Consider the following 24,665-nt stretch of genomic DNA (forward strand, 5'->3'; position numbering starts at 1 on the left):
TACTTTATCGCTTTATCCATCTTTTTAATAAAAAGATAGACAACAGTTATATATTGGGGTTTTGGTCGTTATTTCAACACCAGATGCGAAGTTTTCTTTTATATAGCACTTTGCACAAAAGAATAACGATAGCGTTATAAAACCCTTGAAGATTACCAAGATCTTTAACTTTTTCGCCTTTAACATGATATCAATCATGATGTTTCAGGTCATAAATACGCTAGGCTCTAGCGAACCATATTTTTAATCTGAGTCTTTTCATGTTTTTAAAAGGCTTCACAACAACAATTAACGATAGGTATTTCCATGTCAAGTAAGCTGGTACTGGTTCTAAACTGCGGTAGCTCCTCGCTGAAGTTCGCCATCATTGATCCAACTAACGGTGACGAATTTTTATCCGGTTTAGCTGAGTGTTTCAACCTCCCTGAAGCCCGTATTAAATGGAAAATGGATGGTGCTAAAAAGGAAGCTCCTTTAGGTGCTGGTGCGGCGCATAGCGAAGCATTGAATTTCATTGTCAACACCATTCTTGCTGAAAAACCTGAGTTGTCAGCGCAAATTACATCGATCGGTCACCGTATTGTTCACGGCGGCGAGAAATTCACCTCTTCTGTTTTAATCACTGACGAAGTGATTGAAGGCATTGAAGCGGCAATCCCATTTGCTCCACTGCATAACCCTGCTCACCTAATTGGTATTGAAGAGGCAAGAAAATCGTTCCCTCATCTGATCAATAAAAACGTGGCTGTATTTGACACTGCGTTCCATCAGACAATGCCACAAGAAGCCTATCTGTATGCCCTGCCATACGAACTCTATTCAGAACATAGTATCCGTCGTTACGGCGCACACGGCACAAGCCATTACTATGTTTCTCGTGAAGCGGCGAAAAAACTCAACAAACCTGTTGAAGAATTAAACGTTATCACTTGCCATTTAGGTAACGGCGGTTCTGTCACTGCGATTGTCAACGGTAAATGTGTTGATACCTCTATGGGCTTAACGCCATTAGAAGGTTTAGTCATGGGAACGCGCAGTGGCGATATCGACCCTGCAATTATTTTCCATTTACATGACTCTTTAGGCATGAGCGTTGATCAAATCAACAAAATGCTGACCAAAGAATCTGGACTATTAGGCTTAACAGGCGTAACAAGTGATTGTCGCTATGTTGAAGACAACTATGGCACAAAAGAAGATGCAACGCGTGCAATGGATGTTTTCTGCCACCGTTTAGCTAAATATGTTGGCGCATACAGTGCACTGATGGAAGGCCGTCTTGATGCTATCATCTTCACAGGCGGTATTGGTGAAAACTCAGCACAAGTTCGTGAAATTACCCTGAAGAAACTGGCTATTCTTGGTTTCGAATATGACCACGAACGTAACTTAGCGGCACGCTTCGGTAAAGAAGGTTTAATCACAACCGATAATAGCCGCCCAGCAATGGTTATCGCAACCAATGAAGAGTTGGTTATCGCTCAAGATACTGCGCGTTTAACCGCATAAGAAACATCTACCGCCAGCAAATGCTGGCGGTATCGTTTTGTCATTAGAGTAACCGAAATAAAGAGGTTCCCGTGTCCCGTACAATTATGTTAATACCTACCGGCACCAGCGTTGGCTTAACTAGCGTTAGCCTAGGTGTCGTTCGCTCAATGGAACAAAAAGGTGTTCAATTAAGCGTATTCAAACCTATCGCACAGCCCCGCATCTCTGGCAATAAAGACCAAACTACTGAAGTCCTGCGTTCCCATTCAAGTATCACCACCATTGTTGAACCACTGACGATGGAATATGTTGAATCACTGCTGACCTCATCTAAAAAAGATGTGTTAATGGAAGAGATTGTGGCTCGCTACCACGATCACACCAAAAATGCAGAAGTGATTTTAATCGAAGGCTTGGTACCCACGCGTAAACACTCTTTTGCTCAGTCATTAAACTATGAAATTGCCAAAACATTAGGCGCGGAAATTGTTTTTGTCACTGCGACAGGCAATAGCTCAATTACACAAATGCAAGAGCGTTTAGAGCTAGTTCGTAACGAGTTTGGTGGCCAACGTAATAAGAATATTATCGGTGTTATCATTAATAAGGTGAATGCACCTGTTGATGAACAAGGCCGTACTCGCCCTGACCTGTCTGAAATCTTTGACGATTCAACGAAAGCGACAGTGGCTAACCTCGACCCGAAACAGCTTTCTGCACTGAACCTGCCAGTGCTAGCATCCATTCCGTGGAACTTCGATTTAATCGCGACGCGTGCAATCGACATGGCAAAACACTTGGGTGCAGAGATTGTTAACGAAGGTGAGATCAAAACACGTCGTGTTAAATCTGTCACTTTCTGTGCACGTAGCATCCCACATATGCTTGAGCACTTCCGCCCAGGTTCACTGTTAGTGACTTCAGCAGACCGCCCTGACGTACTGGTTTCTGCATCATTAGCTGCGATGAATGGCGTTGAAATTGGTGCGGTTCTGTTAACGGGTGGCTACAACATCGATGCGCCAATTCGCCAATTATGCGAACAAGCATTCGAAACAGGCTTGCCTGTCTTCATGGTGAAAAGCAACACATGGCAAACTTCCCTGAACCTGCAAAGTTTCAGCTTAGAAGTGCCAGCAGATGACCATGAGCGTATCGAAAAAATTCAAAACTATGTGGCTCGCCATATTAGCAGCGACTGGATTGAATCCTTAGTGGCTGACTCTGAGCGTCCAAACCGTTTATCTCCGCCAGCGTTCCGTTATCAATTAACTGAATTAGCACGTAAAGCAGGTAAACGTATCGTTCTGCCTGAAGGTGATGAACCTCGTACCGTTAAAGCCGCCTCTATCTGTGCTGAGCGTGGGATCGCAACATGCGTTCTGTTAGGTAACCCTGACGATATCCGTCGTGTTGCCGCTGCACAAGGCATTGAATTAGGCACGGGTATTGAAATCGTTGACCCAATTAAAGTCCGCGAAGAATACGTTGCACGCCTTGTTGAACTGCGTAAGAGCAAAGGTATGACCGAAGTTGTTGCTCGTGAACAACTGGAAGACAACGTAGTTCTGGGCACATTAATGCTCGAAAAAGGTGAAGTTGATGGCTTAGTTTCAGGTGCAGTGCATACCACCGCGAATACCATCCGCCCACCGCTCCAGTTGATCAAAACGGCGCCGGGTAGCTCATTGGTTTCTTCTGTGTTCTTTATGCTGTTACCTGAGCAAGTCTTTGTTTATGGCGACTGTGCAATCAATCCAGACCCAACAGCAGAGCAATTATCTGAAATCGCTATTCAATCTGCGGATTCTGCAAAAGCCTTTGGTATCGACCCACGTGTTGCAATGATTTCATACTCAACTGGTGATTCAGGCGCAGGTAGTGATGTTGAAAAAGTGCGTGAAGCAACCCGTTTAGCGCAAGAAAAACGCCCAGACCTGATGATTGATGGTCCATTGCAGTACGATGCGGCGGTAATGGCTGATGTGGCGAAATCGAAAGCGCCTAACTCCCCAGTTGCCGGTAAAGCAACCGTGTTTATCTTCCCAGACCTGAACACGGGTAACACCACCTATAAAGCAGTACAACGTTCCGCTGACCTCGTGTCAATCGGCCCAATGCTGCAAGGTATGCGCAAACCAGTCAATGACTTGTCTCGTGGGGCATTAGTTGACGATATCGTTTATACCGTTGCGTTAACTGCAATCCAAGCGGTACAGAACGAAAACGCGTAATTCATTTATTATTGCGATAAATGCCAGCCAGCATCATTGGCTGGCATTTTTTATTGTGCGAATAAATTAATGATAGTTTCTCTTAACCAATTCAGTGCGTTATCCGTATCACTGCGTTCATGCCAAATCATTTGAAAATCCAATGGTGCAATCTCAACGGGTGGCTCAAATATCACACAATGTTGATTCATCTCTGGCGGAAAACCTCTTTGTGCCGCTGTTAAGATAAGGTCAGTACCTGCAATAAGTTGTGGTGCAACTTGCCAATAAGGTACTGTCACTGCCACACGTCTTTGCTGATTTAACCGTTTTAGCTGCGCATCAACTTCGTTGGTGTCAAACGGTTTCATACTCACAGCAATATGAGGGTGTGACAACCATTCGTCCAACGTCATTGTTCCCGCTGGGCAAATTGACTTATCGGCCAGACTCACCATTTTATCTTGGAAAATCGATTGGGCACGAAGCGTGTTATCAAGTGAATTAAAGACCCCAAACGCCAGATCTAAACTTCCTTCTAATAACTTATTTTGCATTTCTTCTCGACTGCAATGCCAAATGTTTAAATCAACATCAGGTGCTTGCTCGCGCAGAAAACGCGTTAATGGTTGAGCAATAATGGCTGCACCATAATCAGACAATGCAAGATTAAACCGTTGATGGCACAAAGCAGGTTGAAAATTTTGTTGAGCAATCAAGTAGTCTAATTGCTCCAGTGCTTTCAGTAACGGTGTATATAGTGATTCCGCTTTACTGGTTAATTGGTATTGCCCATTCTGCCGTACCAACAGAGGGTCTTGAAATAGCTCACGCAGCTGATTCAGTGAGTGGCTAACCGCAGGCTGACTTTTATGAAGGGCTTGTGCCGCACGGCTGACATGGCGTTCCCGCAATAAAATTAGCAAGGTAACTAATTGATTTAAATCTAATCTTCTTAAGTTATTCATTTGGCGAATAGTACCTTATAAAATTGTTCATTTCCCAATTAATTCCCTGCTCGTTAATCTTATCTTAAATCAATAATGATCCCCTGTTAACACTGAGGTTGATATGTCTACACTTTCATTATCTGGAATACTTTTAGCATTAGTGGCGCTGTTTGCTGGGGTCGTTGTCCCTATCCAAGCAGCAAGCAATGCAGTATTAGCCCGCCACTTAGGCCATCCACTTTGGGCCAGTGCCGTTTCACTGGTGATCAGCATTATTGTCCTGATCCCATTACTCTTTGTTTTTAAGGTTCCAAAACCTAATTTTAGCGCGGAATTGTTTCATCAGCCCCTTTGGATTTGGTTTGGGGGAATAGCGGGTATGCTTTACCTCACTTCTGCTCTTATTTTAGTGCCAAAAATTGGTAGCACGACCTTCTTTGTGATGGTGATTGCAGGTCAATTAATGATTTCAGCTTTGATAGAGCACTTTGGGTGGTTTGGTATGCCACAAAACCCAATTCCACTCGGAAAGATACTGGGCATCGGTTTAGTGGTGACAGGCGTGTTCTGTGTTCAAATGGCACGTAAATAATGCACACAAAAATACCCGCAAAAATCGCGGGTATTTTATTTAATGAAATATCCCAATATTATTTTCTTCGGGTCAATAACGAAACAACCACCGCAACAATAATATTCAGAATAAATGCAGCAATACCAATATTCATAAAGCTTAAGCCTTCCCCTAACCATGGGAAGAGTTGTGCTAACGATATTTTTTCAATATAGGTAATCGCAAGGAATAATACCCCTGCCGCAATACCACAAATTGCACCCGCAGATGTCATTGGGTTGTGCTGTTTAAAACTCATTAATAACGCAGGGAAAAATTGCGCGACTATGTTCACGCCAAGCAACATAATTGCCACTAACGTGTCATTACTGTGGAAAATAAAATACAAGCTCACCAAGGCAACTAACGGCACCATATAGCGCGCGTACACACCAGACTGGCGTTTTTCTTCACTCACACCTACCGCTTTTTGTACCACGCCCGCTAACATATTTGAGGTGGTTAACAACAACATAGAACCGGGTACTAACGCCGTTAACATCCCTGCTGCACCGATAAAGCCAACCACAACAGGTGAAAAGGTTTCTTTCGAAATTTCAAACAGAGATAAATCCACCGCAGAGCCTTCAAGGTGTGGAATTTGTAATATCGCCGCATAACCAACAAAAAAGGCAAATAGCATAATCAAGCTGTACGCCGGAATTAAAATACTATTTCGCTTGAGGGACTTTTCATCTTTTGCCGTAAATACCGCTGCCATATAATGAGGCCAACAGAAATACGCCACAACAGATAGGAATATTGTGGAAATATACCACGGAATATTCAGCCCTGTTTTTGGGAAGGTTAAGAAGCTTGGCATGGCGGTATCAATCGCTTTAAACATATCACCAAAGCTACCGTAATAATGCAGCGGAATATAAATCCCAATAAACACCACGACAATTAAGATCATTAAATCTTTCAGAGCGGATGTCCAAGCTGACCCATGAATACCTGAAATCATCACAAACAACGTGACTGCGATAATTCCAATCCAAATGGCCATATCCGCAGGAATAGCCCCATAGGAGGCTTGTGAAACAATAATACCAAGGCCTTTCAGTTGGAGAACAAATAATGGTACCATCGCCGCAATGGAAATTAAGCTAATTAATAGCCCGAGCCCTTGGCTGTTATATTTCTTAGTAAATAATTCAGAAATAGTTCTGACGTCATTATCTTTTGCAAACCGCCAAACACGCGGATGCACCCAATACAAAAAGATCCCCATAAAGGCATTAACCGCTAGGGTATAGAGAATAGCTGGCCCTTTACCGTATGCCCAGCCGCTGCCCCCAAGGAATGTAAAGGTCGTATAAATTTCCCCTGCACTGAGTAGGAAAACGAGTAGCGCTCCATAGCTTCGCCCACCTACAGACCATCCTTCGTGGTCCATAGTTTTTCCTTTTTTGGCTCTGATTGCCAAATAAACACTGAAAAGGAAAAAAACGGCAATAATAATTAATGCGGAGCTCATGACGTTTCCTTAAGGTTTTTACTGTCTAACACATTAATTAATAACATAACAAGTGCTGTCACAATCACCCATGCCACTATCCAAAACATCAGGAAAGGCAGCCCCATGACAAAGGGTTCAACCTCATTGGCATAATAGATCCCGACGGTTAACGCCAAAATCGGGAAAATAACGAGGTAGTGATACCATCTCATAAAAAGTCCTTATTTTTATTATCCACGAGAAACCAATTCACGAGGCAAATGGCTTAACATTTCAACGCCATCTTCTGTAATCAGTAACATGTCTTCAATCATAATACCGCCCACGCCAATACCGTAATACGGCGTTTCCAAGCTCATGACCATGCCTGCACGGAACACTTCAGTGGTTGCTGCACTAACAAAAGGCGCTTCTTCTAAACCAACAAATACGCCGTCACCGTGCCCCAAATGACCACGGTTATAGTGTGGTAAACCTGATGAACGAATTAATGCCATTGTTTCATTGAATACATCGCTTAACGCCACACCAGGTGCAATACGGCTTAGCATATATTGATGGCCTTTTAATATAGTTTGGTAAATCCCGTTAACTTTGTCATTCGGTTTACCCACCACAAAAGTACGTGCGATATCAGCACCGTATCCCGCCACATCCACACCGCAATCAAACTTAATTAAGTCCCCTTCTTTTGCTGGCACATTGTCTGGCAACATTTTGGGGGAAAAATCACTTCCCACTGAAATTAAATGAAAACGACTGTAATTGGTTTCAGGAAAAGACATGACTTTGGCTTTAAAAGCGGCGGTCAGTTCTGCTGATGTACAACCAACACGAATCAGTTGGCTAGCGGCTTCAATGCCTGCCTCAGTAATTTGGGCTGATTTTCGCAGATGATTGATTTCCCATTCACTTTTGATCATGCGTAATTCATTAAAAAGCGGTGAAGAATCAACCAAATTCAGTTCTGGAATGACTTTATCTAACCAATTTTTACCCGTGTAGGTAATTTGGTTAAGCTCAATCGCGACAGGCTTGCCATACACACCCGCCTCAGATAAAGCGTCTTTTAATAAGTTAAAAATGGTTTCAATTGGGCTATTGATCGGCCTTGCTTTTACCACTTTACCATTATCAGGGTTATAAGGGTCGTCAACATCCACCCAAATTGGGAAGGTTTTAATCTGTGCGTTTGGCATTTCCAAGCTTAAGTTTGCCGCTTCAAACTCATTCATGATCACCAGTGATTTTACTGTGGGATCACGGAAGATCACGGCAATGGCAGAACCTGTTTGCCTGAAGGTGTACATAAAGAAACTCGCAAAACCTGTTAAGTGATAAAAATTATCCCCAACCGTTGCAATTAGCGCTTCAATCCCCTCACGCGCCATAATTTCACGCGCTTTATTTGTAACATTTTCAAGGTGTTGTTGTTTTAAAAGTGACTCTGCTTTTTGAATTGTCATTGTTATTTTCTCAATCCGTCGTTCTGTATCGCTAAATAATTTCACAATATGACAAGCGAAATAATAAGTTCGCTTATTATATCGAGAGTTGAAATGGATACATCGTGTAAGGTGCAAGTTGGATATAACTAATAGTTATATATTAATCAAAAATTAACCTTGCTAGAGATTTGAATTTTGGTGAAAAAATTAAAAGGACTACAAAAAATAGTCCTTTTACGATTTAAATCTGAGTGATTATGAGTTTTCAGCACAAGTGATGGCTTTTTCGGACTCATTGTTACGCGTCAGCCATAACGAAAGTGCTTTTAGTGAATCAGGGGTGAATTCATCACAACGAGCGCTGATTTCTTTTGGGGTTAACCAACTCACCTCTGCCACTTCAGACTCTTGCAGTGCAAATGGGCCATGACTAACACAGCTAAATAACCCACCCCACACGCGGCAATGCGCATCTTCGAAATAAAAATGGCCATGTTCTGCAAATGGTACGCCAGCAATCCCCAACTCTTCTTCCGCTTCACGTTTTGCGGAGTCCAGAATATTTTCACCTTGGGTAACAACACCACCGGCGGTGGCATCGAGAAAGCCGGGGTGAAAATCTTTAATGTCAGTACGTCGTTGAACTAAGATTTTCCCCATTCCATCATGCACAACAATATACGTCGCACGATGCCGTAAATTTTCAGCGCGCATTTGGCTGCGGGTTGCCTGAGCGATAACGCTGTTATCCTCATCGACAATATCGACCCATTCAACGACTTCGGTTTGTTGTTCCATCCTGTAAACCTTTTATAATTAAGCTAAAATAGCTTATGTCATAGATTGATTGCCACGACATGTCAGACAATACAACGGGCTTTAACTCGCACTTAGTCGTCGATCCTAGCCCAATTTTCACTTGGTTGCTATCACAAATAAACACTTCTTATCACATTGCTCATAGAGCTTTTGTCTTTTTTGCGATAACGTAGGCAAATCACACAATTTGTGCTCACAGGTGCTATAGTTAAATCATAAAACCTATGGAAACATTGTATTAGCGTGATGACTTGATCTTAATGAGATAGTCGCTAGGCAACTAGGGCAGACAACAACGCTGCGGTTTGAAATATGACGGGGATGAGGAGCATACGCAAGTATGTGACTTAAGGTACTGAGTGCAGACAACAACGCTGCGGCTTGAAATATGACGGGGATGAGGAGCATACATAAGTATGTGACTTAAGGTATTGAGTGCAGACAACAACGCTGCGGTTTGAAATATGACGGGGATGGCAATGAAAATACTCATAACAGGCGGCACAGGGCTCATCGGCACCCCTCTGGTTCAAAAATTAATCGCCCTTGATCATCAGGTCACTGTATTAAGCCGTTCGCCACAAAAAGTGTATAGCCACTTTTGTAAGGCCGTTGAATGTTGGACGACGTTAAATGATGTCAATAATCTCAATGGCTTTGATGCCGTTATTAACTTAGCGGGCGAACCCATTGCTGAAAAACGTTGGACTGACGAGCAAAAAAAACGCCTTTGTGATAGCCGTTGGAAAATCACCCAGCGACTCGCTGAACTTATTGCCGCTAGCGAAACACCGCCTTCCGTTTTTTTATCGGGCTCTGCCGTAGGCTACTATGGTGACCAAGGTCAAGTTGTTGTCACTGAAGACGAACAACCCCATGACGAATTTACCCATCAACTCGCTCAACACTGGGAAGCCCTTGCTGAAAATGCCGCGTCCGACAAAACACGTGTGTGTTTATTACGCACAGGCCTTGTCTTATCCCCCAATGGCGGTGTATTAGGTAAAATTCTGCCTATTTTTAAAATGGGTGCTGGTGGCCCAATTGGTCATGGTAAACAATATATGCCATGGATACATATCAACGATATGGTCAACGCGATTTACTTTTTACTGACGACTCCAACACTTTCAGGCCCTTTCAATATGACTGCGCCTTACCCTGTGCATAATGACCAGTTCACGGCTATTTTAGGGGATGTACTCAACCGCCCTTCTTTTGTCCGCACGCCTGCGTTTGTTATCAAAACTATTTTAGGTGAATCCGCGGCTTTAGTATTAGGTGGGCAGCAAGCTATACCTAAACGTTTAGAAGAAGCCGGGTTTGAATTCGAATTTATCGAATTGAAAATTGCATTAGAAGATTTATTGGTTGCCAAAGAAAACTAATCCCTTTTAACGCTCCTAGTATACTCATATCTTTACTATCTCGAGATAGACATGACGAGATGATGGCTACACATTCCTATACAGATGCTTTATGCAAATCATGTACATTTATATCTATTACATATAGTAAATAAAAAATCATTGAGATTTGAAAGATACAAATAGAAAACATAAGTATGGTATCTATTCATTAGATAAATTAAGGATATCATAATGCCCGACAAAATAACTTCATTAAATAAAACACCCTTTACCCAATCAAAATTTTTAAATTTTTTAGAAACAGATGGCTCTAAATTTTTCAAGGAAAACATACTGGGTATTGCAAATTCAAAAGAGCCTTTCTTTGGCTTTTGTTATGGCACATCTGTCAAATTCTTACATTATAGTGATAAAGGTTTAGAGCAAGACTTTATCAATACTTACAACGGATATCTAGATAACATTGCCGCTAACAACGCTATGTTGCAAAAAAAACGCAGTGATTTAGCGATGACATCTGTTTCAGACTATAAAAAGCACACAGAAAAAAAACATCTAATTAAACAGGGAAATCAACTTCTTAAGGAAATATTTGATATACAAAAGTTAAACGATGAATCAGTAATAAACTTTAATTTAGCACTACCCATTCCATTATCTTCCCCCATACTTGAAGAGAAAAATGTTTTGAAATTAATAGACCTAGCATTAAATGAAAATCTTAAAGAGGTTAAAAACGAGAAACATAGAATGCTAAAAATAATCATTGCCCCCATAATTTCAGAAAACAGAAAGCATGCAAAAGAAATATGCACATTAAATTCAAGTGAAACTTCCGACTTAGAAACTGACATACTACTGGAAAAGTTTGGTATTATTGAATCGACCATTAGCATTAAAGCGAATCAAACGAAAATTAATAGTCTATTAGATTCAATGCAAATTTTCACACACGAAAAAATAGAAAAAAACTGGGCGGATATAAATAAAAAACAAAATTTGATTTCCACCGTAAAAATGCAAGATGAAAATGTAGAAATAACGAAACTAAATGATTTTATAAATATAATTAAAGCACTCAAAGATGAAAATCAAAATCATCTAATTTTATACCCAAACCATGTTTGTGCTATTAACATTAAGAGAAACAAGCAAAGTGAAACCTATCAATTTTTTGACCCAAATAAAGGCATATATAAATCTAATGATTTTGATGAATTCTCTATCTTTCTAAAAAACTACATGGATAAACATAAAGAGTATGAAATTGTAAAAGACAGCGACTCTAATTACCAATTTTCATTTGTTAAACTTAATAGGATAGACCCCAGCTTAAATAACCATAATAATAAAAAGATTTTTGATAGCAATTTAAAAACAAACAAATTACTGGTATTAGATAACTTTGAGGCCGTATTCAAAAGAAAATCATTCAAAAATTTGATACCAAAAAATAAAACCTATCGCATTGTACACCGTCATTTTGACAAGAAAAATCACCTCGTCACATTAGCGTTTCATTACACTAAATCAAAGAATGATATGCAAAAGACCATCTACTCGTCAAATATTGATGCTGATAATCTTCATCAGGTTATAAAAAATAACCTCACACTATTGAAAAAAACGGATGGGCGCATTTTCATTGATAAAAAAGGCAATATTTACCCTGTCGCACCCAATATTTCTATGGGTAATTTTGATCTTAATACTGACCCTAGTGTTATATTTGGCTCAAAAACACTTAATAACCAAGTATAAATATTGTCTTAATTTATTTAGCCCCTTGCCAGCGATTAAATAAATCCTGCTCAAGTTCAATATCAAATTGGTCTAAAACGCGGTTCACTGTCTGGTTAACAATGTCTTGGATAGTTTGCGGTTGATGGTAAAACGCTGGCATGGGTGGCATAATTACCGCCCCCATTTCAGCCGCTTGCACCATTAATTTCAAATGCCCAACATGCAATGGCGTTTCACGTACTCCAAGGACTAATTTCTTGCCTTCTTTAAGTACGACATCCGCCGCTCTTGTCACTAAGGTGTCGGTATAGCTATGAACAATACCAGAAAGGGTTTTCATGGTACAAGGCATAATCACCATGCCGGCGGTACGAAACGAACCTGATGAAATGGCCGCTGCAATATCGCGGCTATCGTAGTTGTGGTCTGCAAGTTGCTGTACGTCTTTCACGCTGTATTGGGTTTCTAGTGCTAATGTTTGGCGGGCAGCGGCGCTCATCACTAAATGGGTTTCAACCTGTTCGACAGGTTTCAGTACCTCAAGCAACCTGACGCCATAAATCGCCCCACTCGCTCCAGTTAACCCAATAATCAGCTTTTTCATACTGTCTTCCAATAATTTTAATTATTTGCATTATACACTAAGTACATTGAAATTGTTGATGATGAAACGCTAATTTATATCAATTGTTCAAACCTAGGCTAGAATCATTATTCATTCTAATTCTTAAAAAAATCAATGAATTCCATGGTTAATTATAAAATTAACCATGGCTTATATTTTATAATTATTATTAGCAGACATTTACAGTATCGATTTACGCAAGAAAACACAAAGTAAAACATATAGTTTGTGTATCTACATTCACGTTATAAAAAATCAGAAAATTATGAAAACACAATTAAAAGACAATTTTAGCTTTCAAATAAACCAAGACAATATGTATGAAAACATCATAAGAAATGATAAATTTCAAAATAGAATAATCAATATAAAGAATATTGATCCAGATCACCAAGGTTTTTGCACTGGATTATCTATATTATCAGCCCAACAACTACTGAAAGGAAATATTTCTAATTTCATTGAAAATATAAAATCTTTACAGCAAACAGTCCCTGTTAAATCCGATTATAAATCTTATTGCATCTCTGAAGATACTCTTGATGATTTAATAAAGGACCAATCACTGATTGATATTTTAGAAGTACAGAAATTACATTTAAATGACTTTTTCATATCAAACATATGTTTAAATTTCACAAAAATTTGCAATGAATTATTGATTAAATTTAAAGATGTTGACGTGACCGATCTTGACAAAAAAGGAGTTAACCCCGATTTTTTTGCATACAATGACTTATATAACGTAATATATACTGAACAGAAATTAATGACGAACCATTCTAAAGATTTAATATATAATAATATTAAACTACTGGTTAGTGCCATTTACAGTCATTACAGTAAAAATAAAGAACCCATTGATAACTCCTATTTTAATTTATCACCAAACCTAATTAAAAGCATCATGAACCGCCATGTAACCTATTTTGAACAATTAGATATCATCAAACATATTATATATAGATTAGTTGCTAACGTATTCAAAAATAGCAATGAAAAAATGAGTAGCATGGGCATCCAGACTAGGAACAATCGGTTTAATAGTTGTTATAATAAAACCACTTTAACTGATATGGTGAGTATCATTGAAAATGACAGGGCTAATCGGTCCGCATATATAATGACAACAGGTAATCATACTTTATTTACTGGAAAGGAAACTGATGATTCTAATACTGATAGTTATCTATTTTTAGATCCAAACACGGGTTTGAGAACGTTTAGCAGTAGTGAGAGTTTCTCAGCACATTTATCTTTATTTATGAAAGAAAACACAGAAAAATATATAATAAATAAAAACACAGAAAAAAATGACTATGCGTTTTCTTATTTTAAAGTTGATTTAGCAACACCAGAATTAGACAATATAAAGCAAGAGTCTATTTTAAGAAATAGAATTTTAGCCAATGAAAAATACGTTATTACAAATGAAATTAACAATGAGAATGTTACAACTAATGGGATCTATCACAATTCGTTTAATCAAGCAGATAAAATAATTACTTTAATTAATAGTCACTCCAATTCAGTAGATTCTAAAGATAAACATATGATATATTCAAACCAATTAGACTCCGATCAACTACATCAGTTTATAAAAAATAATCATCAAAGTATTAGAGAAATAAAGTCAAACTTATTTATTAATAAATCCAATAAAATTTATCATATTGACCAATATCCTCCGGTTAACAGTTTCATAACAAGTGATAATATTGATAGATTTTTAGGGGAGCCTATTAATTTTAATAGGCAACAAATCGACTAATATCAATCTATAAAAGGTAAATAAGCAACTATTTCCCTACAAAACCACTTGAAATTTAATGAGTTAAAATAAAATATAACGACAATTTATCTCTTTATTTAGCTAGCTATTTCCTAATAGTTAGAGTTACAGCTAGGCGGCAAATAGGCTACCCAAGGAGCATACTAAAGTATGTGACTCAGGTAACTGAATAGAGCCAACAACGCTGTAACTCAAACTATGACGAAAATTTTAGCCTTCGTTGTAGATTTCCAAATCCTCAACTTCACTCTTATCTTTCAACTTCAGCTCGTCGTCTTTACGCAAGTTTTCCAGATAATCTAAATAACTTTGGTCGATGTCTTTGGTGACATAAATGCCATCAAATACAGAACATTCGAACTCAGTAATTTCTGGGTTTTCCTCACGAACAGCATCAACTAAGTCAGATAAATCTTGGAAAATTAACCCATCTGCGCCAATTAATTTGCGAATTTCATCCACTTCACGGCCATGAGCAATCAGCTCGTTGGCATTTGGCATATCAATACCATACACGTTCGGGAAGCGAACTTCGGGTGCAGCTGATGCAAAATAGACATTCTTCGCACCCGCTTCACGTGCTAATTCAACAATTTGCTCAGAGGTTGTACCACGCACAATAGAGTCATCGATTAATAATACATTCTTATCGCGGAACTCAGCACGGTTAGCATTCAGTTTACGACGCACCGATTTACGACGTTCTTGTTGACCCGGCATGATAAACGTACGGCCAACATAACGGTTTTTAACAAAACCTTGGCGGTAGGGTTTATTCAGAATATGGGCGATTTCTAAGGCAATATCGCAAGAGGTTTCTGGGATTGGGATCACCACATCGATGTTAAGATCTTCCCACTCACGCGCAATTTTCGCGCCGAGTTTTTGCCCCATACGTAACCTTGCGTTATACACCGACACTTTGTCGATAAAGGAATCTTGGCGGGCAAAATAGACGTATTCAAAGATACATGGTGTCAATTGTGGGTTGTCAGAGCATTGGCGGGTGAATAATTGGCCTTTCTCTGTGACATATACCGCTTCGCCTGGAGCGACATCACGTAAAAATTCAAAGCCGAGTGTATCGAGCGCGACACTTTCAGAGGCAACCATATATTCATGTTCGCCATTTTCGGTGATACGGCGGCCTAATACTAACGGGCGAATGCCGTGAGGGTCGCGAAACGCTAACATACCGTGACCGATAATCAGGGCGACACAAGCGTAGGCGCCACGCAGCTTTTTGTGCATCGCGGCGACTGCGCTAAAAACGTTGTCTGGTTCAAGAGGGAAATGGTCAAATCTATCCAGTTCATAGGCCAGCACGTTAAGCAAAATCTCAGAATCCGACGTCGTATTAACATGGCGACGCGCGGTTTCAAACAAACTGCGTGTGAGTTCGTGTGCGTTTGTCAGATTACCATTATGAGCAAGCGTGATACCAAACGGTGAGTTCACGTAAAAAGGCTGTGCTTCTGAAGCACTTGAACTGCCTGCGGTTGGGTAACGAACATGCCCTAACCCCATGCAACCTTGTAACCGAAGCATATGGCGCGTTTCAAACACATCTTTCACAAGGCCATTCGCTTTACGTAAACGAATATTATTTTTGCCATCAATAGTGGCAATACCTGCTGCATCTTGCCCACGGTGCTGGAGCACTGTTAAAGCATCATAAATTGATTGGTTAACTGGTGTAACACCAGCGATCCCGACAATACCGCACATTTGGTCTTTCCTCATCAGCCAGACGGAGAGATGTTCTCCGGTAGGAAACTTGACGCATTTTGCAGGTAGTCAAAAAACCACCTGATAATATGACTGAACTGTGGAATAAACTCTGAACGCTGCCAATCCTCACTTTGAGGAAGCGGTGTAAAGGTATCGAGAAAGAACAACAAAGCCGATACAATCAACACACCACGCAGAGCACCGAAGCAAATCCCCAGAACACGATCAGTGCCTGATAAACCCGTTTTTTGCACTAAAGAGCTAATCACATAGTTCACCACCGCGCCTACAATTAATGTGGCAATAAATAATGCGGCGATGGCGATGCCGTTTCGCACCAGTACATCCTCAAAGCGGGTAAAGTAGTCCGCTAAATAAGGGTAAAATGTACTTGCGACAAAAAAAGCACAGCCCCATGTCACCAGTGATAGTGCCTCACGAACAAAACCACGGATCAAGCTAACCAGTGCCGAGAAGCCAATAATGGCGATAATTGCGTAATCTATCCAGACCATATTTCATCCAAAATTTGCACTCACGACATCAGCGAAGTGCATTCTAACAGAAAACGAAAACGTTTGCGTAACCATTTTTCTATCAATTTACAAAAAATAGCGGCGAAAAGAAAAAATCATAATCGCCGCAGTAAGTTACTAAATCCCCTTACCTTTTAGGGATTATTGTGTCTATTTATTAGGGTTTAAATGTTTGAATTATCCCTTTTGTCCCTGTAATCGCGTTAAGTTCAGGAAGAGCAGCTTCTAGCTTTTGTCTAGATGCCTCAGGCCCGACATAAATACGCGTAAGTTTATTGTTCACGGGCTTAGCTGGAACGGTATACACTTGGTAACCCGATAACCGTAACTTCGCCACAATCTCCTCAACCTTGTTCGCATTGTTCAATGCAATGACTTGAACCACAAACGCTTTGCCTTGCGGCTCAGGTTTTACCTCTGGTTTCGGTTCGGGCTTAGGTTCTGGTTTCGGCTGTGGTTTTGGTTCCGGCTTAGGCTCTGGTTTAGGTTCTGGCTTCGGCTCAGGTTTTATTGGCTCGACTGTCGCAGGGACATTTGCCGCCACTTGTTCATTTTGCTGCTGGGTAATCGCCTCTGATAGCATGGCCTCAGAAGCCCCTTCCGAAGAAGCACTCGCACTATTATGTGCTAATGGTGCAATCGCTTCGATATCTTCTTCGTCACCCGGTTTCGGGATAATAGGAATGGCCGCAAATTCATTTTCATTATATTTCTTATCGCCATCAAGAAGCGCAGGAAGTACGATGACCCCTGCCGCAACCAGAACAATGACGCCAGCAAGACGATTTTGAAATTTACTAGCCACCAGCACTATCCTTTTTGGTTTTCTAATAACATCATGACATGAGCGACGGTGTGAAATGACCCACAAACCACAATCACGTCTTGTTCTTGCGCATCAACACAGGCTTGCTGCCACGCTTTTTCAACACTATCAAACACATTGGCTTTAGCGATATGCTGGCTCAATTGAGCCACATCTGCCCCTCTAAATTCAGTTAATGGGGCTAGATACCAATCCGTCACTTCCTGCGATAAACACTCAAGAGTGCCTTTAATGTCTTTATCGCCAAGCATTCCAACAACTGCACGAATACGGCGACCTTCAACCGCAGGTAAGCCAGCTAATTTACTGACTAAATACCCTGCCGCATGGGGGTTATGCGCCACATCCAAAATCATTAATGGCTTCTCGCCAATAATTTGGAAACGCCCCGGCAATTGAGCTGATTTTAAACCTTGAACAATAGCGGTATCCGTGACTTTTTTTGCAATATCTGCATCAATTTGCAGTAAGCAGCTAATCACACCTAATGCTGTTGCTGCATTTGCCAGCGGCACATTCGGTAATGGCAGATTATGCCACTCACGTTGCGAACTTTGCCAAGACCAACTCGCTGCTTGTTCGCTATATTGCCAATCTACGCCACGACGGAACAGTACCGTGCCAATTTTATCGGCATATTGCCCAATCGACTCTGGCATATCAGGCTCGCCCACCACGCCATAATGACCTTGACGGAAAATACCCGCTTTTTCATGACCGATATGTTCACGATCAGAACCCAGCCAATCGGTATGATCGAGCGCAATGCTGGTAATGGCTGCAATATCTGCATCCACCACGTTGGTGGCATCTAAACGCCCACCTAAGCCCACCTCTAAGATAACGATATCCAGTTTAGCTTGCTTAAATAATTGTAGTGCAGCCAACGTGCCATATTCAAAGTAAGTGAGCGAAATATTTTCACGCTGCGCTTCAATGGTGGCAAACGCTTCACAGAAATCAGACTCGGAAAGTTCTTTCCCTTGAATACGCACACGTTCAGTGTAGCGCACTAAATGCGGAGAACTGTAAACACCCACTTTTAACCCCGCTGCCATCAAAATTGATTCCAGCGTATGGCAGGTGGTGCCTTTTCCATTGGTGCCTGTGACGGTGATAACTCTAGGAGCAGGTTGCGTCAGGTTCATGTGCCGAGCAACTTGGCCGACTCGTTCCAACCCCATGTCGATATTTTGGCTATGCAGGTCAGTGAGATAAGAAAGCCAAGCCTCCAAAGGAGACTTGGCTGTAGGAATGATTAGATTACTCATCATTTTTTTTATGCTTTGCAGAATCCTTTTCTGGTTCTTCGGCATTGATCTCATCAATGGCATTTAGGTCGATTTCTACCGTTTCTGCCACAATGATTGGCGTTTCAGTGAAACTTGGTTTGTTGGTTAACATCGCCAAAATTTCAGCCAGACGATCACGCATTTCAGGGCGACGAACGATCATGTCGATGGCGCCTTTTTCCAGTAAGAATTCACTGCGTTGGAAGCCTTGTGGCAGCTTTTCACGTACAGTTTGTTCGATAACACGCGGACCTGCGAAGCCGATCAGCGCTTTCGGTTCTGCCACGTTGATATCACCTAACATGGCTAAACTTGCTGAAACACCGCCCATGGTTGGGTCAGTTAACACAGAAATGTATGGTAAACCGCGCTCTTGCATTTTTGCTAAAGCTGCACTGGTTTTCGCCATTTGCATCAATGATAACAACGCTTCTTGCATACGTGCACCGCCGCTTGACGAGAAACACACCAGCGGACAGTTATCTTCCAGCGCTTGCTCTACCGCACGGACAAAACGCGCCCCCACGACGGAGGCCATTGAACCGCCCATAAAAGCAAATTCAAACGCAGCAGCGACGACAGGCATCCCTTTTAAGGTTCCTTTCATCACGATCATTGCATCTTTTTCGCCAGTTTCTTTCTGTGCTGCGGTAATGCGGTCTTTGTATTTTTTTGAATCTTTGAACTTGAGAATATCTTTTGGCTCAAGTTCGCTACCGAGTTCTGTCGTAGAATTTTCGTCAAGGAAAGTTTCTAAGCGCTGACGGGCATGGATACGCATATGGTGGTCACATTTTGGACACACAGATAAATTGCGTTCTAATTCAGCACCGTATAAAACTTGTCCACAGCTATCGCATTTAGTCCAAACCCCTTCTGGGATGTTGGCTTTGTGAGATTGGGTCAAGTTACCTTTCTTTAAAATTTTTTCAATCCAGCTCATTAATGGACCTTTTTGTCTGATTCACTCTGGTTATCACCAGTATGTAATTTTTTGCCATTAAACCACAATGATATCTCACTGTAGATAAAAACTTTTTAAACCACTTAGTGGTTATCGATTTTTTGCGCTGCCGCACGCTTTTCTTTTGCTGCAATTCGGCGATGACGAATAATTTCAACCACGCCCGGCAGAATTGAAACAAAGATAATCGCGACTATCAGTAATTTCAAATTCTTTTGTACGAACGGTAATTCACCAAAGAAATACCCTGCATAAGTGAATAATAATACCCAAATAAATGCGCCCGTCACATTATAAAATGCAAAGTGACGATAAGACATTTTGCCCATTCCTGCAACGAAAGGTGCAAAAGTTCTAACTATCGGCACGAAACGCGCCAGTATAATCGCTTTACCGCCGTGTTTCTCATAAAATGCATGGGTTTTGTCTAAATAGACTCGACGAAAAATCTTTGAATCTGGATTTTTAAATAATCTTTCCCCAAAAATACGCCCAATCGTATAGTTTACCGCATCACCAATAATTGCCGCAGTGATCATTAGCGCTACCATTAAATGCACGTTAAGGTCGTTACTGTCTAAGGACGAAATGGCGCCCGCGACAAATAATAACGAATCCCCCGGCAAAAATGGTGTGACCACTAACCCTGTTTCGCAAAATAGGATCAGGAATAGAATACCATATACCCACGTGCCATAATCTCTGACCAGTTCAGCGAGGTGCACATCGATATGTAAAATAAAGTCGATAATAAAACTGATAAATTCCATATAATCCTCATTAATAATAGCATCCGTGCTATTTGCAGTAATTATGAGATAAAGTTAACGTCGATTTACATCAGTTCATCGCCAAGAAAAAGTGGCCCCATGACATTACTTGGGAGCGCAAATTTCTCTGGATAATCCACACTGACCAAATAGAGCCCTTCCGCTTTTGCCGTGGCGGCAGCTTTAGTTCGGTCTTTTAATTCAAGAAGATGAGCCATCCAATCAATCTCTTGATTTCCGCAGCCAATCTCCAGCAAACTACCAACAATATTTCTCACCATATGGTGAACAAACGCATTGGCTTTAATATCTACCACCACATAATTCCCGTGGCGGCTCACATTGACGTGCATAACATTACGCCAAGGTGTTCTAGACTGACACTGGACTGCTCTGAATGAGGTAAAATCACGCTCCCCAATCAGTGCTTGCGCCGCTTCGTGCATTCGTTTTTCATCCAGTGGATAATGAAAATGGGTCACACCACTGGATAAAATGGCAGGCCGATAACGGTGATTAAAAATCACATAGCGATAACGGCGCGCCGTTGCACTAAAACGTGCATGAAACTCATCATTAACAGGTTGACACCAACGTACCGCAATATCTGGCGGTAAGTGAGTATTTGCCCCCATCGTCCAAGCCGCTTCTTTGCGTTCAGCCGACGTTTCAAAATGCACCACTTGCCCCGTTGCGTGAACGCCTGCGTCCGTTCGCCCCGCGCAAAACACACTAATCGGCTCAGCGGCGATTTTCGACAATGCTTCCTCTAGGCAGCCTTGTACACTTTTTACTTCTTGCTGGCGTTGCCAACCAAAATATCGGCTGCCGTTGTATTCAATACCTAACGCGATACGATGCAACTTTGTTGACTCGGACATCAGTAAAACAGCTCCTGAGCCAGTTTTTCCGCCGTTTCAACCGCCATTAATGCACCACCGAAACGTACGTTATCTGCCACTGACCAGAACTGTAAAATTTCGGGAATACCGTAGTCATTACGCACACAACCAATGCTGAGTTGGTCATTACCCGATGCTTCAGTCACTTGCGTTGGATAATCGCCCTCTTCTGAGACCTGAATATCGTCAAAACGTTCAAATTCATCGTTCGCTTCTTCCGCACTGATTGGGCGTAACGTTTCGAGGTGAACCACTTGCGCATTACCATAGAAAACAGGGGATTGAATAAAGCTAACCGCGACAGGTAGGCCATCGTCCTGCAACACTTTACGTACTTGTTCAACTAAGCGACGTTCGTGCGCCACGCTGCCATCCATATCCGCCAACAATGGCAGCATGTTGAAAGCTAATTGCTTGCTAAAACGCCCTTCTTCCGCAGGAATACCATTTAATAAACGTGCGCTTTGCCCTGCTAACTCATCGACTGCGGCTTTACCATAGCTAGAAACAGACAACATATTGGTTAATGTGATACGGCCTAAACCGGCGGCATCCACTAACGGTTTAATGGCTGTTAATAACTGGCTGACGGCGCTATCTGCTAACGAAATAATATTACGGTTACGGTAATCCGCTAATACTTGCGGGTTCACACCCGGCACAATTAATGGCACATCAGGCTCTTGGGCAAATACGCCGCTAGTATCAATCACGATGCAGCCATCTTGCGCTGCGGACTCGGCATATTGCAATGAAGCCGCTTCACCTGCCGCGAAAAAGGCTATTTGAGCTTGTGACCAATCGAAATCTTTGGCATCAATAACTTGAATACTTTTGCCATTAACACGCACGCTCTCCCCCGCACTGCGCTCGCTGGCCAGTAAATACAGCTCACCGACTGGGAATTCTCTTTCTTGTAACAGTGAAATTATCGCTTCACCCACAGCACCGGTTGCACCCAATACTGCAATATTCCAACCTTTAGTCATGGCTATTCCTCTAAAAAATAAAAAATTAAATGACCTCAATAATTGAAGTCATTTAATCAGAAGTTCATATTACTAAAATCTATGATGCGTGAATTAAGCGCGCCTGAAAACCAAGCTCGCTGAGCAACATAGCAGTTTGCGGGTCATCACAAATCACATTCAGGGATGACCATTCGCGGCGCTCTTGGTAATTTTTGCGCAGCTTATCAAATTCACCTTTGATACCTGCAACGGCTCTTAATGCGCCATCATCACGGCGCACATCATACACTAGATGCACTAACCTTTTGAGCTGGTTTTGCGTTAATTTACCATTGAAAGTCAATTCGCTGATATCGGGTTTTGGCAATAGCGATGAGAGGGAAACGTGCGCCGATTTGCCGAGAAACTGACAGTAAGCTTCATAAACTTGCGTCGTTCCGCGCGCTTTGCCCTCTAAGGTATAGCCTGCAATATGTGGCGTACCGATGTCGACTAAATGGAGCAGGTCGGTATTTAAGTCAGGCTCTGGCTCCCAAACATCCAGCACAACACTTATTTTCTTTCCTTGCTGAAGTGCAGCCAGTAACGCTTGGTTATCAACCACTTCACCACGGCTGGCATTGATTAAAATGGTGCCGTCACGCAAGTTTTCTAAGCGGGTTTTGTCCATCAAATGGAAGGTTTGATATTCCCCTGCCATATTCAGCGGGGTATGGAAAGTCAGTACATCAGCCTGAGCAAGCAGCGCATCAAAAGCCACAAATGGCCCATCTTGCCCTTTTGCAGCACGTGGCGGATCGCATAAAACCGTTTTCACGCCCCATGCATTTAAACGCGTGGCTAAACGGCCACCTACATTGCCAACACCAATGATCCCAACCGTTTTATCACGTAAATCAAAGTTATCGCGCTCAGCGAGCAGTAATAAAGCGGAAAATACGTATTCCACCACCGCAATGGCATTACAGCCTGGCGCAGAAGAAAAACCAATATTGGCGCTGGATAACCATGCTGTATCCACATGGTCAAAGCCCGCAGTTGCAGTGCCGACAAATTTAACCGGCGTATTACTCAGAAGTGATTCATTGACCTTGGTGATGGAGCGAACCATTAATGCATCTGCATCAATGAGTTCTTGTTCAGGAATTGGACGTCCTGGTACAGCTTTGACGTCGCCTAGCTCACTAAACAGTGCCTGAGCATAAGGCATATTTTCATCAACTAAAATTTTCACGCTGTGTGTCCCAATGATTGGTAATTTTGCTCTGTATCACAATATTTTGCCACGGTTTACCCCAGATGCCTACGAGAGTTAGCGCTCTAGGCTAAAGTTATCGTCCATCGCAAATTCTTTCACACGAAAACGGTCAGGTGTCACCCCAGAAATTTGTTGAAACATGGCAATAAATGCCGATGCTGAGCTATATCCCACATCTAACGCGACTTCATGCACGCTTTTTCCGCGCTCTAAGCCAGCGACGGCATGTAAGTAGCGTAAACGTTGCCGCCATTCACTAAATGACATACCGAGTTCTTGTTGGCAACGCCTTGATAACGTTCGCTCTGAGGTATAATAACGTTTTGCCCATTCCGCCAGCGTGGTGTTATCAGCGGGGTCGTTTTGCAGTTCTTGTAAAATCGGAGCTAAAAATTTGTCCTTAGTGGCGGGCAAATAGGTGTCTTGACATGGGGAAAGTGAAAATTGGTCAATCAACACATTGGCAAGGCGTAAATCTTGTTCCGTTTCGGGTTGAACAACCCCCCGTTGGTACATATCCGTCATAATGGATTGAAATATCGGGCTTAAACGAACCACACAAGGGCGCTGAGCTAACACCTCATTATATTCATGTGAGAAATCCACGATACGAAATTTGACACTTTCTTTATTAAAGCTAGCATGGGGGATATTCGCGGGGATCCAAATACAAAATTCAGGCGGCGCCAAGTAGTGCTTTCCAGCCACTTCCATTTCCATAATACCGCACACCACATACAGCATCTGCCCAAATGGGTGTGAATGTGACTTGTATTCGGTAAGTGCAGCGGTTTGTTCGTGGCGAAATGCAATAAGTTCAGGCTCAATAATATTGCATTCACTGATTTGCCAAATATCTAATTTTGAATTTCCCATGATACCTGTCTGA

General features: G+C 41.7%; 22 protein-coding genes. 6 read left to right on the top strand and 16 right to left on the bottom strand.

The features are described 5' to 3' along the window. The first annotated feature begins 306 nt into the window (after positions 1–306). Together ackA and pta are read left to right on the top strand one after the other, a co-directional pair. Complete coding sequence (ackA, locus tag AC4IFO_RS01910; protein WP_219247197.1) at positions 307–1,509, top strand: acetate kinase; 1,203 nt, start codon at positions 307–309, stop codon at positions 1,507–1,509. 71 nt (positions 1,510–1,580) lie between these two features. Beyond that, complete coding sequence (gene pta, locus AC4IFO_RS01915; protein WP_490731368.1) at positions 1,581–3,725, top strand: phosphate acetyltransferase; 2,145 nt, start codon at positions 1,581–1,583, stop codon at positions 3,723–3,725. 50 nt (positions 3,726–3,775) lie between these two features. Here the strand turns inward: pta and AC4IFO_RS01920 are convergent, their stop codons facing one another. Beyond that, positions 3,776–4,672: a LysR family transcriptional regulator gene (locus AC4IFO_RS01920; protein WP_490731370.1), complete on the bottom strand. Its 897-nt coding sequence runs from the start codon at positions 4,670–4,672 to the stop codon at positions 3,776–3,778. A gap of 103 nt (positions 4,673–4,775) precedes the next feature. Between AC4IFO_RS01920 and AC4IFO_RS01925 the strand changes: the two genes are divergently transcribed. Continuing rightward, complete coding sequence (locus tag AC4IFO_RS01925) at positions 4,776–5,246, top strand: DMT family transporter (protein WP_273839196.1); 471 nt, start codon at positions 4,776–4,778, stop codon at positions 5,244–5,246. A 58-nt stretch (positions 5,247–5,304) separates the two neighbouring features. Here the strand turns inward: AC4IFO_RS01925 and AC4IFO_RS01930 are convergent, their stop codons facing one another. From AC4IFO_RS01930 to yfcD, 4 genes are all read right to left on the bottom strand, one after another. Next, positions 5,305–6,747 (bottom strand): sodium:solute symporter family protein, encoded by a 1,443-nt coding sequence (locus AC4IFO_RS01930; protein ID WP_490731373.1) that lies wholly within the window; start codon positions 6,745–6,747, stop codon positions 5,305–5,307. Then, a complete protein-coding gene (locus AC4IFO_RS01935) occupies positions 6,744–6,941 on the bottom strand; it encodes a DUF3311 domain-containing protein (protein ID WP_219247190.1) in 198 nt (65 codons plus the stop codon). The genes AC4IFO_RS01930 and AC4IFO_RS01935 overlap by 4 nt, the downstream gene beginning before the upstream one ends. Positions 6,942–6,959: 18 nt before the next feature. Continuing rightward, positions 6,960–8,195 carry a M24 family metallopeptidase gene (locus AC4IFO_RS01940; protein ID WP_490731376.1) on the bottom strand — a complete coding sequence of 412 codons (1,236 nt, stop codon included), beginning with the start codon at positions 8,193–8,195 and terminating at the stop codon, positions 6,960–6,962. Between the two features lie 237 nt (positions 8,196–8,432). Next, on the bottom strand, positions 8,433–8,975 hold the full coding sequence (yfcD, locus tag AC4IFO_RS01945) for an NUDIX hydrolase YfcD (RefSeq protein ID WP_490731378.1): 543 nt from the start codon (positions 8,973–8,975) through the stop codon (positions 8,433–8,435). Between the two features lie 500 nt (positions 8,976–9,475). Here yfcD and AC4IFO_RS01950 point away from each other — a divergent pair, with 500 nt between their 5' ends. Both AC4IFO_RS01950 and AC4IFO_RS01955 read left to right on the top strand, forming a co-directional pair. After that, positions 9,476–10,384 (top strand): TIGR01777 family oxidoreductase, encoded by a 909-nt coding sequence (locus AC4IFO_RS01950; RefSeq protein WP_490731380.1) that lies wholly within the window; start codon positions 9,476–9,478, stop codon positions 10,382–10,384. 213 nt (positions 10,385–10,597) lie between these two features. Next, positions 10,598–12,127, top strand: coding sequence for a hypothetical protein (locus AC4IFO_RS01955; protein WP_490731382.1), 1,530 nt, complete (start codon positions 10,598–10,600; stop codon positions 12,125–12,127). A gap of 13 nt (positions 12,128–12,140) precedes the next feature. On the opposite strand, the gene AC4IFO_RS01960 is transcribed toward AC4IFO_RS01955, so the two are convergent. Next, positions 12,141–12,713: a UbiX family flavin prenyltransferase gene (locus AC4IFO_RS01960; protein ID WP_353243179.1), complete on the bottom strand. Its 573-nt coding sequence runs from the start codon at positions 12,711–12,713 to the stop codon at positions 12,141–12,143. Between the two features lie 286 nt (positions 12,714–12,999). On the opposite strand from AC4IFO_RS01960, the gene AC4IFO_RS01965 reads away from it, so the two are divergent. Beyond that, positions 13,000–14,505 (top strand): hypothetical protein, encoded by a 1,506-nt coding sequence (locus AC4IFO_RS01965; protein ID WP_490731384.1) that lies wholly within the window; start codon positions 13,000–13,002, stop codon positions 14,503–14,505. A 231-nt stretch (positions 14,506–14,736) separates the two neighbouring features. Here the strand turns inward: AC4IFO_RS01965 and purF are convergent, their stop codons facing one another. The 10 genes from purF to AC4IFO_RS02015 all read right to left on the bottom strand — a co-directional run bounded on the left by purF (position 14,737) and on the right by AC4IFO_RS02015 (position 24,652). Continuing rightward, entirely contained in the window at positions 14,737–16,254 is a 1,518-nt protein-coding gene (gene purF, locus AC4IFO_RS01970) for an amidophosphoribosyltransferase (RefSeq protein ID WP_490731386.1), read from the bottom strand. A gap of 14 nt (positions 16,255–16,268) precedes the next feature. Then, positions 16,269–16,772: a colicin V production protein gene (gene cvpA / locus AC4IFO_RS01975; RefSeq protein WP_206082374.1), complete on the bottom strand. Its 504-nt coding sequence runs from the start codon at positions 16,770–16,772 to the stop codon at positions 16,269–16,271. 178 nt (positions 16,773–16,950) lie between these two features. Then, complete coding sequence (gene dedD, locus AC4IFO_RS01980) at positions 16,951–17,598, bottom strand: cell division protein DedD (RefSeq protein ID WP_490731387.1); 648 nt, start codon at positions 17,596–17,598, stop codon at positions 16,951–16,953. Between the two features lie 5 nt (positions 17,599–17,603). Then, positions 17,604–18,893: a bifunctional tetrahydrofolate synthase/dihydrofolate synthase gene (folC, locus tag AC4IFO_RS01985; protein WP_490731388.1), complete on the bottom strand. Its 1,290-nt coding sequence runs from the start codon at positions 18,891–18,893 to the stop codon at positions 17,604–17,606. Then, on the bottom strand, positions 18,883–19,854 hold the full coding sequence (gene accD, locus AC4IFO_RS01990; RefSeq protein WP_490731389.1) for an acetyl-CoA carboxylase, carboxyltransferase subunit beta: 972 nt from the start codon (positions 19,852–19,854) through the stop codon (positions 18,883–18,885). Before accD ends, folC begins: the two co-directional genes overlap by 11 nt. A gap of 104 nt (positions 19,855–19,958) precedes the next feature. Beyond that, complete coding sequence (locus tag AC4IFO_RS01995; protein ID WP_273839202.1) at positions 19,959–20,645, bottom strand: DedA family protein; 687 nt, start codon at positions 20,643–20,645, stop codon at positions 19,959–19,961. Between the two features lie 65 nt (positions 20,646–20,710). After that, positions 20,711–21,526, bottom strand: coding sequence for a tRNA pseudouridine(38-40) synthase TruA (truA, locus tag AC4IFO_RS02000; protein WP_490731390.1), 816 nt, complete (start codon positions 21,524–21,526; stop codon positions 20,711–20,713). Further along, on the bottom strand, positions 21,526–22,536 hold the full coding sequence (locus tag AC4IFO_RS02005) for an aspartate-semialdehyde dehydrogenase (RefSeq protein ID WP_490731392.1): 1,011 nt from the start codon (positions 22,534–22,536) through the stop codon (positions 21,526–21,528). Before AC4IFO_RS02005 ends, truA begins: the two co-directional genes overlap by 1 nt. Before the next feature lie 79 nt (positions 22,537–22,615). After that, positions 22,616–23,752, bottom strand: a complete 1,137-nt coding sequence (gene pdxB, locus AC4IFO_RS02010) for a 4-phosphoerythronate dehydrogenase PdxB (RefSeq protein ID WP_490731394.1) — start codon at positions 23,750–23,752, stop codon at positions 22,616–22,618. 78 nt (positions 23,753–23,830) lie between these two features. Then, positions 23,831–24,652, bottom strand: a complete 822-nt coding sequence (locus AC4IFO_RS02015) for a helix-turn-helix transcriptional regulator (protein WP_490731396.1) — start codon at positions 24,650–24,652, stop codon at positions 23,831–23,833. Positions 24,653–24,665 lie beyond the last annotated feature (13 nt).

The sequence above is a fragment of the Providencia sp. UF-224 genome (genome assembly GCF_058245955.1).